The 16,377-nt window shown below is 47.5% G+C and carries 16 protein-coding genes; 10 read left to right on the top strand and 6 right to left on the bottom strand.

The features are described 5' to 3' along the window. The first annotated feature begins 10 nt into the window (after nt 1-10). From hisD to KB890_RS22990, 10 genes are all read left to right on the top strand, one after another. Nucleotides 11-1,315, top strand: coding sequence for a histidinol dehydrogenase (hisD, locus tag KB890_RS23035; RefSeq protein WP_004175275.1), 1,305 nt, complete (start codon nt 11-13; stop codon nt 1,313-1,315). Further along, entirely contained in the window at nt 1,312-2,373 is a 1,062-nt protein-coding gene (hisC, locus tag KB890_RS23030) for a histidinol-phosphate transaminase (protein WP_022631340.1), read from the top strand. Before hisD ends, hisC begins: the two co-directional genes overlap by 4 nt. Next, nucleotides 2,370-3,437: a bifunctional histidinol-phosphatase/imidazoleglycerol-phosphate dehydratase HisB gene (gene hisB / locus KB890_RS23025; RefSeq protein ID WP_004144133.1), complete on the top strand. Its 1,068-nt coding sequence runs from the start codon at nt 2,370-2,372 to the stop codon at nt 3,435-3,437. Before hisC ends, hisB begins: the two co-directional genes overlap by 4 nt. Further along, entirely contained in the window at nt 3,437-4,027 is a 591-nt protein-coding gene (hisH, locus tag KB890_RS23020) for an imidazole glycerol phosphate synthase subunit HisH (protein WP_002912227.1), read from the top strand. The genes hisB and hisH overlap by 1 nt, the downstream gene beginning before the upstream one ends. Next, nucleotides 4,027-4,764 carry a 1-(5-phosphoribosyl)-5-[(5-phosphoribosylamino)methylideneamino]imidazole-4-carboxamide isomerase gene (gene hisA, locus KB890_RS23015; RefSeq protein WP_022631339.1) on the top strand — a complete coding sequence of 246 codons (738 nt, stop codon included), beginning with the start codon at nt 4,027-4,029 and terminating at the stop codon, nt 4,762-4,764. The genes hisH and hisA overlap by 1 nt, the downstream gene beginning before the upstream one ends. Next, on the top strand, nt 4,746-5,522 hold the full coding sequence (hisF, locus tag KB890_RS23010; protein WP_004180497.1) for an imidazole glycerol phosphate synthase subunit HisF: 777 nt from the start codon (nt 4,746-4,748) through the stop codon (nt 5,520-5,522). Before hisA ends, hisF begins: the two co-directional genes overlap by 19 nt. Next, nucleotides 5,516-6,115 carry a bifunctional phosphoribosyl-AMP cyclohydrolase/phosphoribosyl-ATP diphosphatase HisIE gene (gene hisIE / locus KB890_RS23005; protein ID WP_002912260.1) on the top strand — a complete coding sequence of 200 codons (600 nt, stop codon included), beginning with the start codon at nt 5,516-5,518 and terminating at the stop codon, nt 6,113-6,115. Before hisF ends, hisIE begins: the two co-directional genes overlap by 7 nt. Before the next feature lie 192 nt (nt 6,116-6,307). Next, nucleotides 6,308-6,685 carry a GtrA family protein gene (locus KB890_RS23000; protein ID WP_004198893.1) on the top strand — a complete coding sequence of 126 codons (378 nt, stop codon included), beginning with the start codon at nt 6,308-6,310 and terminating at the stop codon, nt 6,683-6,685. Beyond that, nucleotides 6,682-7,662 (top strand): glycosyltransferase family 2 protein, encoded by a 981-nt coding sequence (locus tag KB890_RS22995; protein WP_020801547.1) that lies wholly within the window; start codon nt 6,682-6,684, stop codon nt 7,660-7,662. The genes KB890_RS23000 and KB890_RS22995 overlap by 4 nt, the downstream gene beginning before the upstream one ends. Nucleotide 7,663: 1 nt before the next feature. Next, nucleotides 7,664-9,124 carry a glucosyl transferase GtrII gene (locus tag KB890_RS22990; protein WP_020801539.1) on the top strand — a complete coding sequence of 487 codons (1,461 nt, stop codon included), beginning with the start codon at nt 7,664-7,666 and terminating at the stop codon, nt 9,122-9,124. 69 nt (nt 9,125-9,193) lie between these two features. Here the strand turns inward: KB890_RS22990 and KB890_RS22985 are convergent, their stop codons facing one another. From KB890_RS22985 to KB890_RS22960, 6 genes are all read right to left on the bottom strand, one after another. Beyond that, nucleotides 9,194-10,402 carry a glycosyltransferase family 2 protein gene (locus KB890_RS22985; RefSeq protein WP_020801535.1) on the bottom strand — a complete coding sequence of 403 codons (1,209 nt, stop codon included), beginning with the start codon at nt 10,400-10,402 and terminating at the stop codon, nt 9,194-9,196. A 95-nt stretch (nt 10,403-10,497) separates the two neighbouring features. Then, a complete protein-coding gene (locus KB890_RS22980; RefSeq protein WP_211778005.1) occupies nt 10,498-11,640 on the bottom strand; it encodes a glycosyltransferase family 4 protein in 1,143 nt (380 codons plus the stop codon). An 18-nt stretch (nt 11,641-11,658) separates the two neighbouring features. Further along, a protein-coding gene (locus tag KB890_RS22975; RefSeq protein ID WP_223174630.1) for an IS1 family transposase occupies nt 11,659-12,356 on the bottom strand; the annotation gives its coding sequence in 2 pieces (ribosomal slippage) (nt 11,659-12,107 and nt 12,107-12,356; 699 coding nt in all). A gap of 61 nt (nt 12,357-12,417) precedes the next feature. Next, a complete protein-coding gene (locus KB890_RS22970) occupies nt 12,418-13,311 on the bottom strand; it encodes a glycosyltransferase (protein WP_022631336.1) in 894 nt (297 codons plus the stop codon). After that, complete coding sequence (rfbD, locus tag KB890_RS22965) at nt 13,308-14,462, bottom strand: UDP-galactopyranose mutase (RefSeq protein WP_022631335.1); 1,155 nt, start codon at nt 14,460-14,462, stop codon at nt 13,308-13,310. The genes KB890_RS22970 and rfbD overlap by 4 nt, the downstream gene beginning before the upstream one ends. A gap of 15 nt (nt 14,463-14,477) precedes the next feature. Beyond that, nucleotides 14,478-16,373, bottom strand: a complete 1,896-nt coding sequence (locus KB890_RS22960) for a DUF4422 domain-containing protein (protein WP_019724801.1) — start codon at nt 16,371-16,373, stop codon at nt 14,478-14,480. Between the last annotated feature and the right edge of the window lie 4 nt (nt 16,374-16,377).

The raw sequence follows: 16,377 nt of genomic DNA, 5'->3' as shown, positions 1-16,377 counted from the left end.
GAATACAATCATGAGCTTCAACACAATCATCGACTGGAACGGCTGTAGCGCAGACCAACAACAGCAACTCTTAACGCGCCCGGCGATTTCCGCCTCCGACAGCATCAGTAAAACGGTGACGGAGATCCTGAATAACGTCAAAGCCAACGGCGACGCGGCGCTGCGCGAATACAGCGCGAAGTTTGATAAAACCACCGTCGCCGCGCTGCAGGTGAGCGAGGCGGAGATCGCCGCCGCCGGCGAGCGCCTCAGCGATGAGCTGAAGCAGGCGATGGCGGTGGCAGTGAAAAACATCGAGACCTTCCACAACGCGCAACAGCTGCAGGCGGTGGATGTCGAAACGCTGCCGGGGGTGCGCTGCCAGCAGGTCACCCGCCCTATCGCCTCCGTCGGACTGTACATTCCCGGCGGCTCAGCGCCGCTGTTCTCCACGGTGCTGATGCTGGCGACGCCGGCGCGCATCGCCGGCTGTCAGCAGGTGGTGCTCTGCTCGCCGCCGCCGATTGCCGATGAGATCCTCTATGCCGCGCAGCTGTGCGGCGTAAAAACCATCTTTAACGTCGGCGGCGCCCAGGCCATCGCCGCCCTCGCCCTCGGTACCGAGTCGGTGCCGAAGGTGGATAAAATCTTTGGCCCGGGCAACGCTTACGTCACGGAAGCCAAACGCCAGGTCAGCCAACGTCTGGACGGCGCAGCTATCGACATGCCGGCCGGCCCGTCGGAAGTGCTGGTCATCGCCGACAGCGGCGCCAACCCGGACTTTGTCGCCTCTGACCTGCTGTCGCAGGCGGAACACGGCCCGGACTCGCAGGTGATCCTCCTGACCCCGGACGCCGACATGGGCAGCCGCGTCGCCGAAGCCGTGGAGCGCCAGCTGGCCGCCCTGCCGCGCGCGGAAACCGCCCGCGTGGCGCTCTCCGCCAGCCGGATCATCGTGGCCCGCGATCTGGCGCAGTGCGTGGCTATCTCCAACCAGTACGGCCCGGAGCACCTGATCATTCAGACCCGTCAGGCCCGCGAGCTGGTGGATAGCATCACCAGCGCCGGTTCCGTTTTCCTTGGCGACTGGTCACCGGAATCCGCGGGCGACTACGCCTCGGGCACCAACCACGTCCTGCCGACCTATGGTTATACCGCCACCTGCTCAAGCCTCGGTCTGGCCGACTTCCAGAAGCGGATGACCGTGCAGGAGCTGTCGCGCGACGGCTTTGCCGCCCTCGCCTCAACGATTGAGATCCTGGCCGCCGCCGAGCGCCTTGACGCCCACAAAAACGCCGTAACGCTGCGCGTTGCCGCCCTGAAGGAGCAAGCATGAGCATTGAAGATTTAGCCCGCGCCAACGTCCGCACGCTGACCCCGTATCAATCCGCTCGCCGGCTGGGCGGCAAAGGCGACGTCTGGCTCAACGCCAACGAATTCCCTACCGCCGTAGCCTTCCAGCTTACCGAACAGACGCTGAACCGCTATCCGGAGCCGCAGCCGAAGGCCGTGATTGAGAGCTACGCCCGCTACGCCGAGGTCAAACCGGAGCAGGTGCTGGTCAGCCGCGGCGCTGACGAAGGCATCGAGCTGCTGATCCGCGCCTTCTGTGAGCCCGGCGAAGACGCGGTGCTCTACTGCCCGCCGACCTACGGCATGTATAGCGTCAGCGCCGAGACCATCGGCGTCGAGTGCCGCACCGTGCCGACGCTGGCCGACTGGCAGCTCGACCTGCCGGGCATCGAAGCGCGGCTGGACGGCGTGAAGGTGGTCTTCGTCTGCAGCCCGAACAACCCGACCGGGCAGATTATCGACCCGCAGTCGATGCGCGACCTGCTGGAGATGACCCGCGGCAAAGCCATCGTGGTGGCCGACGAAGCCTATATTGAATTCTGCCCGCAGGCGACGCTGGCCGGCTGGCTCAGCGACTATCCGCACCTGGTGGTGCTGCGCACGCTGTCCAAAGCCTTCGCCCTCGCCGGCCTGCGCTGCGGCTTCACCCTCGCCAACGCCGAGGTGATCAACGTGCTGCTGAAAGTGATCGCCCCGTACCCGCTCTCCACGCCGGTGGCCGATATCGCCGCCCAGGCCCTGAGCCCGGAGGGGATCGCCGCGATGCGCCAGCGCGTGGCGCAGATCCTTGACGAGCGCCGCTACCTGGTGGAACAGCTGCGCGGCATCGCCTGCGTGGAGCAGGTCTTCGATTCCGAGACCAACTATGTGCTGGCGCGGATAACCGCCTCCAGCGCAGTGTTTAAATCTTTGTGGGATCAGGGCATTATCTTACGTGACCAGAATAAACAACCTTCATTAAGCGGCTGTTTGCGTATCACTATCGGTACCCGTGCCGAGAGCCAGCGCGTGATTGACGCCTTGACTGCGGAGAATGTATGACCCAGAAGTATCTCTTTATTGACCGTGACGGCACACTGATTTCCGAACCGCCGGAGGATTTCCAGGTGGACCGGTTCGACAAGCTGGCGTTTGAGCCGCAGGTGATCCCGGCGCTGCTGAAGCTGCAGCAGGAAGGCTATAAGCTGGTGATGATCACCAATCAGGATGGCCTGGGAACCGACAGTCTGCCGCAGGAAGCGTTTGATGGCCCGCACAACCTGATGATGCAGATCTTCGCCTCGCAGGGCGTTAACTTTGAAGAGGTGCTGATTTGTCCGCACTTCCCGGGCGACAACTGCGCCTGCCGCAAGCCAAAAACGCAGCTGGTGCTGCCGTGGCTGGAAGAGGGCGTGCTGGATAAAGCCCACAGCTATGTGATTGGCGACCGGGCCACCGACCTTGAGCTGGCGGATAACATGGGAATTACCGGTCTGCGCTATGACCGCGAGACCCTGGACTGGCCGACCATCTGCGAGCAGCTGACCCGCCGCGACCGCTATGCCCACGTCGAGCGCATCACCAAAGAGACCCAGGTGGATGTGAAAGTGTGGCTGGACCGCGAAGGCGGCAGCAAGATCCATACCGGCGTCGGCTTTTTTGACCATATGCTCGACCAAATCGCCACCCACGGCGGCTTCCGCATGGAGGTTAACGTCGGCGGCGATCTGTACATCGACGATCACCACACGGTGGAAGATACCGGCCTGGCCCTCGGCGAAGCCCTGAAGCTGGCCCTTGGCGACAAGCGCGGCATCAACCGCTTCGGCTTCGTGCTGCCGATGGACGAGTGTCTTGCCCGCTGCGCGCTGGATATCTCCGGCCGTCCGCACCTGGAGTATAAGGCGGACTTCACCTATCAGCGCGTCGGCGATCTGAGCACCGAGATGGTGGAACACTTCTTCCGCTCGCTCTCCTACACCATGGCGGTGACCCTGCACCTGAAAACCAAGGGCAAGAACGATCACCACCGCGTGGAGAGCCTGTTCAAAGCCTTTGGCCGTACGCTGCGCCAGGCGATCCGCGTCCAGGGCGATGCCCTGCCGTCTTCCAAAGGGGTGCTGTAATGAATGTGGTGATCCTTGATACCGGCTGCGCCAACCTCAATTCGGTGAAATCGGCGATTGGCCGCCACGGCTATGAGCCGGTGGTCAGCCGCGATCCGGAAGTGGTATTGCGTGCCGATAAACTGTTTCTTCCCGGCGTCGGCACCGCCCAGGCGGCGATGGATCAGCTTCGCGACCGGGAGCTGATCGACCTGATCAAAGCCTGTACCCAGCCGGTGCTGGGGATTTGCCTGGGCATGCAGCTGCTCGGCAAGCGCAGCGAGGAGAACAACGGCGTCGATCTGCTGGGCATTATCGAAGAAGAGGTGCCGAAGATGACCGACCACGGTCTGCCATTGCCGCACATGGGCTGGAACCGGGTGTATGCCAAAGCTGGCGATCGGCTGTTCCGCGGCATTGAAGAAGGCGCGTATTTCTACTTCGTGCACAGCTACGCCATGCCGGTCAACCCGTACACCATCGCCCAGTGCAATTACGGCGAGGCGTTCACCGCCGCGGTGCAGAAAGATAACTTCTTTGGCGTGCAGTTTCACCCGGAGCGCTCCGGGAGCGCCGGGGCGCAGCTGCTGAAAAACTTCCTGGAGATGTGATGATTATTCCTGCTTTAGATTTAATCGACGGCACCGTCGTTCGTCTCCATCAGGGCGATTACGGCCAGCAGCGCGACTATGGCAGCGATCCGCTGCCGCGCCTGCAGGCCTATGCCGCTCAGGGGGCGGAAGTCCTGCACCTGGTCGACCTGACCGGGGCGAAGGATCCGGCGAAGCGCCAAATCCCGCTGCTGAAAGCGCTGGTCGCCGGGGTTGACGTCCCGGTGCAGGTCGGCGGCGGCGTGCGGACCGAAGCGGATGTCGCGGCCCTGCTTGAGGCCGGCGTCGCCCGCGTGGTGGTCGGCTCCACCGCGGTGAAATCCCCGGAGGAAGTGAAAGGCTGGTTCAAACGCTTTGGCCCAGAACGGCTGGTGCTCGCCCTCGACGTGCGTATCGACGCCGACGGCAATAAGCAGGTGGCGGTCAGCGGCTGGCAGGAAAACTCCGGCGTGACGCTAGAGGAGCTGGTGGAAAGTTATCTGCCGGTCGGCCTGCAGCACGTGCTGTGCACCGATATCTCCCGCGACGGCACGCTGGCAGGCTCTAACGTCTCGCTGTACGAGGAAGTCTGCGCCCGCTACCCGCAGGTGGCGTTTCAGTCATCCGGCGGCATCGGCGATCTCAATGATATTGCCGCCCTGCGCGGCACCGGGGTGCGCGGCGTGATTGTCGGTCGCGCGCTGCTGGAAGGTAAATTCAACGTAACGGAGGCCATTCAATGCTGGCAAAACGGATAATCCCCTGCCTCGACGTCCGCGACGGCCAGGTAGTGAAAGGCGTGCAGTTCCGTAATCACGAGATCATTGGCGACATCGTCCCGCTGGCCAAGCGCTATGCCGACGAAGGGGCCGACGAACTGGTGTTCTATGATATCACCGCCTCCAGCGACGGTCGGGTGGTCGACAAGAGCTGGGTGTCGCGGGTAGCGGAAGTAATTGATATTCCTTTCTGCGTGGCTGGCGGGATCAAGTCGCTGGAAGACGCGGCGCAGATCCTCTCCTTCGGCGCCGATAAGATCTCGATTAACTCCCCTGCTCTCGCCGACCCGACGCTGATCACCCGCCTTGCCGACCGCTTTGGCGTGCAGTGTATCGTGGTGGGGATTGATACCTGGTTTGACGCAGAGACCGGCAAGTATCACGTCAACCAGTATACCGGCGACGAGAGCCGCACCCGGGTGACGCAGTGGGAAACCCTCGACTGGGTGGAGGAAGTGCAGAAGCGCGGCGCAGGCGAGATCGTTCTCAATATGATGAACCAGGACGGGGTGCGCAACGGTTACGACCTGCAGCAGCTGGCGAAGGTTCGCGCGGTGTGCCACGTCCCGCTGATCGCCTCCGGCGGCGCGGGCACTATGGAACACTTCCTCGAAGCCTTCCGCGACGCCGACGTTGACGGCGCGCTGGCGGCCTCGGTATTCCACAAACAGATTATTAATATTGGCGAACTGAAAGCGTACCTGGCGGCACAGGGCGTGGAGATAAGGGTATGTTGACTGAACAGCTGGACTGGGAAAAAACGGACGGCATGATGCCGGCCATCGTGCAGCACGCCGTATCCGGCGAAGTGCTGATGCTCGGCTACATGAACAAGGAGGCGCTGGAGAAAACCGAAGCCACCGGCAAGGTCACCTTTTACTCGCGCACCAAGCAGCGGCTGTGGACCAAGGGTGAAACCTCGGGCCATGTCCTCAACGTGGTGAGCATCACGCCGGACTGTGACAACGATACGCTGCTGGTGCTGGTAAACCCGATCGGGCCGACCTGCCACAAAGGCACCACCAGCTGCTTCGGCGAAACCGGCCACCAGTGGCTGTTCCTCTATCAGCTGGAGCAGCTGCTGGCCGAGCGTAAACACGCCGACCCGGAGAGCTCCTACACGGCGAAGCTGTATGCCAGCGGCACCAAGCGTATTGCGCAGAAAGTGGGGGAAGAAGGCGTGGAGACCGCGCTGGCCGCCACGGTGAACGACCGCTTCGAACTGAAGAATGAGGCGTCGGACCTGATGTATCACCTGCTGGTGCTGCTGCAGGACCAGGGGCTGGATCTCGGGGAAGTGATTGATAATTTAAGAGCACGGCATAGGTAATATAAGACATGGCGGTTATAAAGCCGCCATTAATTACTCTTTCTAAATGAACCCTTCACGCAGCACTCGAAATACCTCCCAATATCCTTTACAACCTAATATTTGAGATGTGAATTGGATTCACATGATAGATGTAGTTTGTTAGAATGCTGCCGCTTTTAACATCCAATTGGAACGCTAGCGGAGTATATAATGCCAAGTTCAGGCCCATTATGGCAACTAATGAAATATGGGTTAGTTGGGATAGTCAATACACTAATTACAGCAGTTGTAATTTTCCTGCTAATGCATTTGGGTCTTGGCATTTATCTGTCCAATGCGATGGGTTATGTTGTAGGTATTGTTTTCAGCTTTATAGCAAACACAATATTTACATTTACGCAACCAATCAGTATCAATAGACTAATAAAATTTTTATGTGTTTGCTTCATTTGTTATGTGGCAAATATCATTGTCATAAAAATATTTTTCGTTTTTATGCCAGAAAAAATATATTCAGCACAAATCCTTGGGATGTTCACATACACTATCACAGGTTTTATTTTAAACAAGTTCTGGGCGATGAAATGACAACCTCAACTGATATAAAAAGCACTCCTTCTTTAGCTATTGTGGTACCTTGCTATAATGAACAAGAGGCTTTTCCTTTCTGTCTCGAAAAGCTTTCGAATGTACTAAATTCATTGATAGCCAGAAATAAAATTAATAACAATAGTTATCTTTTGTTTGTCGATGATGGTAGTCGTGACAATACTTGGGCACAAATTAAAGATGCCTCGACCGCTTATCACTATGTGCGAGGAATAAAATTATCAAGAAATAAAGGACATCAAATTGCGTTGATGGCAGGGTTACGCTCGGTCGATACAGACGTAACCATTAGCATCGATGCGGATCTACAAGACGATGTAAATTGCATCGAAAAAATGATTGACGCTTACAGCCAGGGATATGACATAGTATACGGCGTAAGAGGTAATCGAGACAGTGACACGTTTTTTAAACGTACAACAGCTAATGCATTTTACGCAATAATGTCCCACTTGGGAGTAAATCAAACTCCAAATCATGCAGATTATCGATTATTAAGTAATCGAGCATTGGAGGCTCTTAAACAATATAAAGAGCAAAATATATATTTACGTGGATTAGTGCCTCTTGTGGGATACCCCTCGATCGAGGTGCAATATAGCCGTGAAGAAAGAATTGCCGGTGAATCAAAATATCCAATTAAAAAAATGCTTGCGCTGGCTCTCGAGGGAATTACCTCATTATCAGTTACACCGTTACGAATTATAGCTATGACAGGTTTTATAACTTGCATCATATCTACCATCGCTGCGATTTATGCTTTAATTCAAAAAACAACAGGTACTACAGTTGAGGGATGGACATCAGTCATGATCGCTATATTCTTTCTTGGCGGCGTGCAAATGCTTTCTTTAGGTATTATAGGAGAATATGTCGGAAAAATTTATATAGAGACGAAAAATAGACCTAAATATTTCATTGACGAAAGCGTAGGTAATGATAGCAATGGAAAATAACATGCAAAATCTGATCAATCCTTTAGCAGAGGGAAATAAAAAAAACGTTTACATTTTTTATTTCTTTTTGCTTATGTTAACATTTTCACCGGTAATTTTCTTTTCATATGCATTTTCAGACGACTGGTCAACACTCTTTGATGCTATAACAAGAAACGGCTCTTCGTTTCAGTGGGATGTCCAATCTGGTCGTCCCGTTTATGCTGTGTTCCGTTACTATGGAAAAATGTTAATTAATGATATTTCTTCATTTTCGTATTTGCGGCTTTTTAATATATTAAGTCTTGTTGTCTTAAGTTGTTTTATTTACAACTTCATAGACAGCAGAAAAATATTTGATAACCCCGTATTCAAAATAATATTTCCGCTGTTAATTTGCTTACTCCCTGCGTTTCAAGTTTATGCTTCATGGGCAACATGTTTCCCGTTCACTATTTCAGTATTGCTGGCAGGTATTAGTTATAATAAATGTTTCCCACATTCGAAGCAGCGGTCGTCATTGCCAGAAAAATTAGCATCCATTGTTGTCTTATGGGTGGCATTTGCAATATATCAACCGACAGCAATTACATTCTTATTCTTTTTTATGCTTGATAGTTGCATAAAAAAAGAAAGTAGTTTAACTGTGAAAAAAGTTGCGACATGTTTTATCATTTTAGTTATCGGTGTTGCAGGCAGTTTTATCATGTCAAAAGTACTTCCTGTCTGGCTATATGGGGAATCATTATCGAGAGCCGAGTTAACCGCAGATATCGGTGGAAAGATGAAATGGTTCATAAATGAATCACTAATAAACGCTGTAAATAACTATAACATACAACCAGTAAAAATATATTCTTGGTTCTCCTCATTTGCAATTTTAATCGGCTTATACACTATTTTTGTGGGAAAAACAGGCAGATGGAAAACGTTCATAGTCATAACGATCGGGATAGGTTCCTACGCTCCAAATTTAGCGACAAAAGAAAATTGGGCAGCATTCCGCTCGTTAGTGGCCTTAGAACTTATTATATCAACTCTATTTCTTATTGGCATAAATAGCCTTGTCAGTAGAATTTCTAAGCAAGCATTTGTCTGGCCTCTTATCGCTTTAACAATTATGATAATAGCTCAGTATAATATTATAAATGGATTTATTATTCCTCAACGCTCTGAAATTCAGGCACTTGCTGCGGAAATAACTAATAAAATACCTAAGAATTACACAGGAAAATTAATGTTCGATCTCACAGATCCTGCTTACAATGCCTTTACAAAAACACAGAGATATGATGAGTTTGGGAATATTTCATTAGCAGCGCCCTGGGCGCTCAAAGGTATGGCTGAAGAGATCAGAATTATGAAAGGATTTAATTTCAAACTATCTAACAACGTTATAATTTCTGAGACCAATCGATGTATTGATGATTGTATGGTTATTAAAACGTCAGATGCAATGCGAAGGTCAACGATAAATTATTAGTAATTTCTATGCCGCCCTCATTTTTTATGGGGGCGCTATTACAGTAATCATAAAATACGCTTTTAAATACTAGTCTTTACTTGAGAGTAGTTTAAGAAACTTTGTCTGAACAGTCTTTAGTTCTTCATTGTAATTTTCGAGAATTTTATTATCTGCTTTAATAGCTAAATTTTCCCTATTCATAGAAGCAATCATTTCGTCCTTTTGTTGAAGCTGCTGTTTTATCTCCTCAACTTCGTTTTGTAAGGTCAAAATATTTCGTTGGGCATTCTCTAATTCATTAAGAACCCGATCTTTTAATGAAAAAAGATACTCTTCAGCAGACATATCAGCGATTCGTCGATAAGCAGAAAGAATAAACTCATCATAAAAGTCTTCATTATTGATATCAAAACTGCTGATGAATAATTTGACATCTTGAAACAGTTTATTAAAGGCTTCACCCGATAGCGTATTTAAGTGCCACTCAAGGAATACGACAATGTAATTATAAAAATCCCTTTGTCGCTTTTGCATCATGCCATTTTTAAAAAGAAAATCCCTTAGAGCAACAAGAGCATCAAGTGCGCAATGATAGGAAACGGAGCGAGTTGAAGACAATGATGTTTTTCGATTAATCGTATGAGTAATCAATATTTCATCAAGAATAGTTACCTTTTCGGCACTAAGCATAGATGCACACACAAAAAACAGATCATTTGATGTTCTTAAATCTTGGTAGCTCAACGAGTGCTGAATAATAAATTCACGTCGGAATAGTTTGTCCCATGGCCACCATATAAATGCCCTGAAAAAGTCTCGCTCAATATCTCCAGGCGAGAAAACTGCTTTTTCAGGTAATAAATCTTTTCGAATTGAATCTGGCATTGGAGCATACTGGAGAGATTGTAGATTAAATGAGCGGCTTCTGCATACAACGATATCTGCCCCTGATAGCTCCGCACAATCAGACATGTGCTTCAACATGTTCGTATCGACATAATCATCGTCATCAAGAAATATTATATATTCTCCCTTTGCTTCTGAAAGACCTATATTACGTGATATGCCAGCTCCAATATTTACAGCGTTATCAATAATTCGTATTCTTTCATCGCTGGATGCAATCTCCTTAAGGATATCTAATGTATTATCACTCGAATGATCATTGATTATTATAATTTCAATTTCATACAATGACTGTGAAACAATGTTTTTTAGAGTATCTGCAATATACTCTTCGGCGTTGTAAACAGGAATAACGACCGAAACAATTATATCACTTTTTTCATGAGCCATAAAAATACCATTAGTAGTAAATTGAATTACATTATATAAACATTACTATTATCAATATGAAGGTTTTTCGCAATAATAAATGTGAAACTTACACATCATCGAACTACATCATGATATATTTGCAATGTTTTATCGATAATCATAACACTAGAAAATTTATCTTGTATACGTTTCCTCCCCTTAATACCCATTTCAACGCGTGCTTTAGGATTGCTAAGTAAAAAGGCAAGTTTATCAGCCAGCTCTTCAGGTGAATTGCTTTTAACAATAATTCCATTATCGTTATCAATAATAAGGCTATCACAACCACCAACATCATAAGCAATACAAGCGCGACCCACAGAAGATGCTTCCAGAAGAATTCGCGGAACACCTTCAGAATAAACTGACGGCAAAGCAACGATATTTGATTGCTCAATAAGATCGCAAACATTATTCGAACGACCTAACCAGTTAATTAATCCTTGCTGATGCCAATTTTCAATGACCTGAAGGGAAATTGCATCTTTATCATTTTCGACCAGAATTCCAGCAACATTCAAAGTAAAGTGAATATTCTTACTGCGTAATATTTTCTTCGCTTCAATTAAGTCGCCCAGTCCTTTACTCCACAACATACGGCTGGCAAACAATACAACAGGGACATCGTGATCCTGTTCAAGAGAATATTTGTATATCTCTGGATTAATGCCTGCACCATCAATAACAATAGTCTGTTGTTCTTCGAGTCCAACCAACTTAGCCAGTTTTTTTCTGTCGCGGTCATGTTCAAACATAAATATACAGCGCTTATTACTGGCAATATATTTATATGCAGCAATAGTAAACTGCCGCAATAATTTTAAAGGCATGCTGTCAGAAGAAAATACTCTTCCAAGCCCAACAAAACTTACGATGACCGGCAGATTAAATTTCTTCGCGAGCACACCACCAATCAAACATGGCTTGATAGTGATGCAATGCAAGAGATCCGGTTTTATATTTTTAATAATTTTTTGCACATCATGGTAAGTACGAAAGAAAACTAATGCATTAAAAGATTGAGCATCAAGAGTAACATTATGGCAAATAAAGCCAAATGTTTTGAATTTATTTATTATGTTGTCATCAATAAAATGGCTGATGATGTGAATCTCATAACCTGCATCACGGGAGGCGATGGCACGATCGATCCAGTGTAAATCGAAGTACCAATCCGAATTTATGAAATAACACAATTTTCTTATTGCTATGCCCACTTAGGTAATGACTCCAATTTACTGATAGTGTTTTATGTTCAGATAGTGCCCGATGACTTTGTCATGCAGCTCCACCGATTTTGAGAACGACAGGGACTTCCTGCCCAGCCTTGCCAGATGCTGTCTCAGATTCAGGTTGTGTCGCTCAATTCGCTGCGTGTAACGCTTACTGATGACGTGCAGTTTTCCCTTCAGACGTGACTCATACATCGGCCAGCCGTCCGTCATCCATACCACCACGTCAAAAACTGACAGCAGGCTCAGAAGACGCTCCAGTGTGGCCATAGTGCGTTCACCGAAAACGTGGGCTACCACCGCCCTGCGTATCCTGTCATACGCGTAAAACAGCCAGCGCTGACGTGATTTTGCACCGACGTAGCCCCATTGCTCGTCCATCTCCGCACAGACAATGACATCACTGCCCGGCTGTATCCGGGAGGTTACTGACTGCGGCCTGAGTTTTTTAAATGGCGCAAAATGGTGTTGAGGCCCACGCCCATTAGTCGTGCGGTGGCACGGCAACCGACGCCGTTCATAGCCATATCAATGATTTTCTGGTGTGTACCGGGCTGAGAAGCGGCATAAGTGAAGGTGAGCTGCCATGTTTTACGGCAGTGAGAGCAGAGATAACGTTGATGCCCGGCAGTACTTTTGCCATTACGCATCACGCCTTCAGTAGCGGAACAGGAGGGACAGCAGACGGAGACTGAAGCCACGGGAGCACCTCAAAAACACCATTATACACTAAATCAGCAAGTTGGTAGCATCACCGCCCACTTAATGATACTTACCACTAATACCTTTTATGCCATGTGAAATTCCACGAAGAATAAATTTCATATAGGAATATTTTTGACGTTGCCATGGCAGGATTAATATATATTTTAGGATGCGTATCGCTATCGCTGAATTGCTATACACGGCATTTTTCTGGAATATTTTCTTCGACAGGATCAAATTACGGCAGAGATAGTAAACCTTCCATTCAGGTGCAATAAGTTTGCCCTGAATACTCACATCATGATAAAAAAGCAACTCCGTGCTATACATAATTTTCTCACCAGCTAGTGATAGCTGATAGCCAAAGTAAAGATCATCAAAGTAGATAAAAAGCTGTTCATGGATGTGGTCAAGACTGGTCGCGAGCAGATCACGATGTATGACCATCCCAACAAATGAAACCGTTTGTACGAACATAGAACGATTAGCTGCCGGGATAAACTCTCCAGGGTAGCGTAAATAGCGTACAGTGTCGCCAAGTGAAGTTGGCACACGCGAGAACGGCATATTCATCGGACACGGTTTTCCTTGCGGATCTTTCACCAGTCCACTAAATACCCGACATCCCCGCTTATCCAGCTGTGAAAAGGACTTCAACGTGTCTGGATAGGGGTAAGCATCATCATCGTAGAAAAATACCCAATCACTTGCCAGCTGTTCACAGATATACTGACTACCGGTTTTAAAGCCCCCCGCCCCACCGGTATTCTCGGTGAGGGTTAATACAATGACTCGTGTATCAACAATTGACGAAAGCCAGGCTTGGGTCCCATCCGTGGACCCGTTATTGACAATAACAATATTAGTGAATTCAAGTTTGAGGGTCTCTTCAACGGTTTTTTTCAGTTTGCCGAGACGATTGAATGTCACTATCAATGCCGTATATTTCATCGTACAGAAACCGTAAACACAGGCATTGGCTGATTATCAGTGAGTGAATTTAAATAGACTTCTGCCGTTTTCAATGCTTCGGCGATGGTCACATCCATGTCGAGGTAACGGTAGGTTCCAAGACGACCGACAAAAGTGATATTGGTTTCATTCTCGGCCAGTGACAAATATTTTTCAAGAAGAGCCATCTCTCCCATCTGGCGAATAGGATAGTAAGGAATATCATTTTCTTCACAAGCACGGCTATACTCTTTATAACAAACAGAGCCGTCGTGTTGTTCCCAGGGAGAAAAATATTTATGTTCAGTGATGCGAGTATAGGGGACATCAACAGAACAATAGTTCATCACTGCGCAGCCCTGGTAATCACCCTGATAGGTAAACTTTTTAAAATCTAATGTTCGATAGCCCAGACGGCCATATTGGTAGCCATAAAACGCATCTAATGGACCGCTATAGAATACGTGATCGTAATGAGTTCGCTCGTCAACGATAAATTCCCGCTGTAAGTCAACCTTGATATTTTCATGATTGAGAATGGACTTAATCATCTGCGTATAACCACATTTCGGCATGCCCTGAAATTTGTGGTTAAAATAATTATCATCATAGTTAAAACGAACAGGAAGACGTTTAAGAATAGATGCGGGCAGTTCCGAGGGTTGCATCCCCCACTGTTTAATCGTATATCCTTTAAAAAAGGCCTCATATAACTCTTTACCAATAAAGCGTAACGCTTGCTCTTCAAAAGTTTGTGGATCAGCAATAGTGCTGTCCCCTTTCTCAGCAATGAGCGCTCTGGCCTCATCAGGCGAACAAGTTTTTGAGAAAAACTGATTGATAGTATGCAAATTAATAGGCAGGGAAAATACCTGACCATTAACTGTCGCTTTAACCCGGTTCACATAGGGCATCATCTCTGCATGCTTGTTGACATAGTTCCACACTGTTTCATTGTCAGTATGGAAAATATGGGGTCCATAAACATGTACCATCACATTCGTTTCAGCGTCCCGTGCATCATAGGAATTCCCCCCAATATGATCACGCTGATCGATAATATGGACTTGATGTCCCTTCTCAGCAAGTTGGCGACCGATAACTGCACCAGAGAAGCCAGCACCTACGATCAATATTTTTTTACTTTTCATCTGTTGTCTCTTTTATTATCCAAGAATAGCACGGCGTACTTTGTAATAATATTTAGTCATCATGTTTCTTCTTGGCGTGCCTATTGGTGCATATTTATTAACATAAGGCATCAGTACGTTCTTGATTTTGGTCTGGAACAAGATTTGTTGTTGCGGCTCGCTATGGGTTAAACCAATCGAAGCCGCTAACGACATCTGACGTTTATAGATTTCCATCTCCCATGGAGTGTTAGCGATGTTTTCAATAAAGTCGTCATAAAAATCGACTTTTTCGGTATTCCATGGTTTGTTCTCACCCGCATAATGAATCATTTTAGGCTTCTTGCGAGCTGCTAAAAATTTCATATACGTTGCAAACTTAAGATTAGGGAAGAAATCATCCGTGTTGCCATTACCATGATAAACGTTCCACTCTAATGGCAGAAATGTGACTCGAGAGTAGAAAACTTTATTCATGATATCCTGGTCGAGGAACCAGTATTTTTTTGCCTTTAATACCCGCATCAATTCAGCAAAAGTATTTTCTTCGACCATTTGTTTGACATTAAAAACAATAATCCCTGCCTGAAAATATTCATCAGGGTTATTCATGTTTAAGGTTTTCTGTAAATATTCGCCTGCCGGCATAACGCCATCATCTGATGCCGACATTGCAGAAAATTTTACAAAACCTTCCATGACGATATCCTTAACCGCTGCAACTAAATTGTTGCCCAGAGGGACATCAAGCAGTTCGCCCAGGTCAGCCTTTACAACGGTATCCGAATCAATAAATACGACTTTATCGTATCGTCTGAACAGTTGAGGAATAAAAAGACGGGCATACGTTGATGCGCTAAAATGCGCTCGGGTATGCACACCGTTTATTTCAGTGAAAGCATTAACGTCAAAAAAACGAAGAGAAATATTCGGATGAGCCGAGGTTAGATTTACTAACCGCGTTTTATTCAAATAGCTTACTTTGTTTTCGAGTACGACGATATCATAATTTTTATTTTTATCCGCATGCCGGACAATGGAATTAATTAATGCACCACCGCTGACTGCGTAATTATCATCGAAACTGATAACCACTGGAACCGCAGAATCAAAAACTGGATTCAGTGCACCATTGAATGTTTCATTGCTGACAAAAGTACGCTGTAATTCTTTTACCTTAAGCTCACCATCTTGTTGCAACTTAATAATGTAAATATTAAACAGCCGTTCTGCTATATGCCCAATAACGCGTTTTTCCTGAGCATTATAATTGTTCATCGAGATAGCATCTTCGAGATTATCCAGAATGGAAAAGAGCCACTCAGAATAGTCAACAAAAATATCTTTGCGCATGACAAACATATTTGTGTAATAGCCATCACTGGCATCATTAAACGTTTTTATTGCCGCGCTATACTCTGGATATAGTTTTTCAACGATGGCAATGGCAGCCTGATAATCACGAATATGTAAGTATTCACCTCGTTCATAGTGATCGTAATTATTTTTACTTCCCGCCGCAGTGACAGACCATTTTTTGGGCAGCAAGATGTCAATACCTTCGACACACCGTTGAATTGTTTCTTCGTTTAATCCAAAGATCTTCTCATATTCTTCATCAATGCATGGATGGTTCACGACCCCCCACGTATCCTCAGAAAAAGTTTGTTTTTCGGAAAAATTAAGATGACGGCGATAGTGCATGAAACCGACATAGTCTGCCAGCTCTTCGTTTTTCCAAACCCAATAATGCGCAGTAAGTTCGCAATAAAACGGATTCTTAAAGGAAATATTATCGCCAGTGTCATCTCCTGGACAACCAATTTCATTACAAGAATTAGCTTTGCCGACATGCAGAGGTTTGATAATTGCAGCATTAAGAAAAGCACTAGGCTTATGGTGGCTGGTATAGATTTTAACGCTATTGTTCATTATA

The organism is Klebsiella sp. P1954 (assembly GCF_018199955.1).
In the GTDB taxonomy this organism is placed as follows: Bacteria; Pseudomonadota; Gammaproteobacteria; order Enterobacterales; family Enterobacteriaceae; genus Klebsiella; species Klebsiella pneumoniae.
Note: the sequence above shows the minus strand (reverse complement) of the source record. Positions and strands in the feature narration are given on the sequence as shown.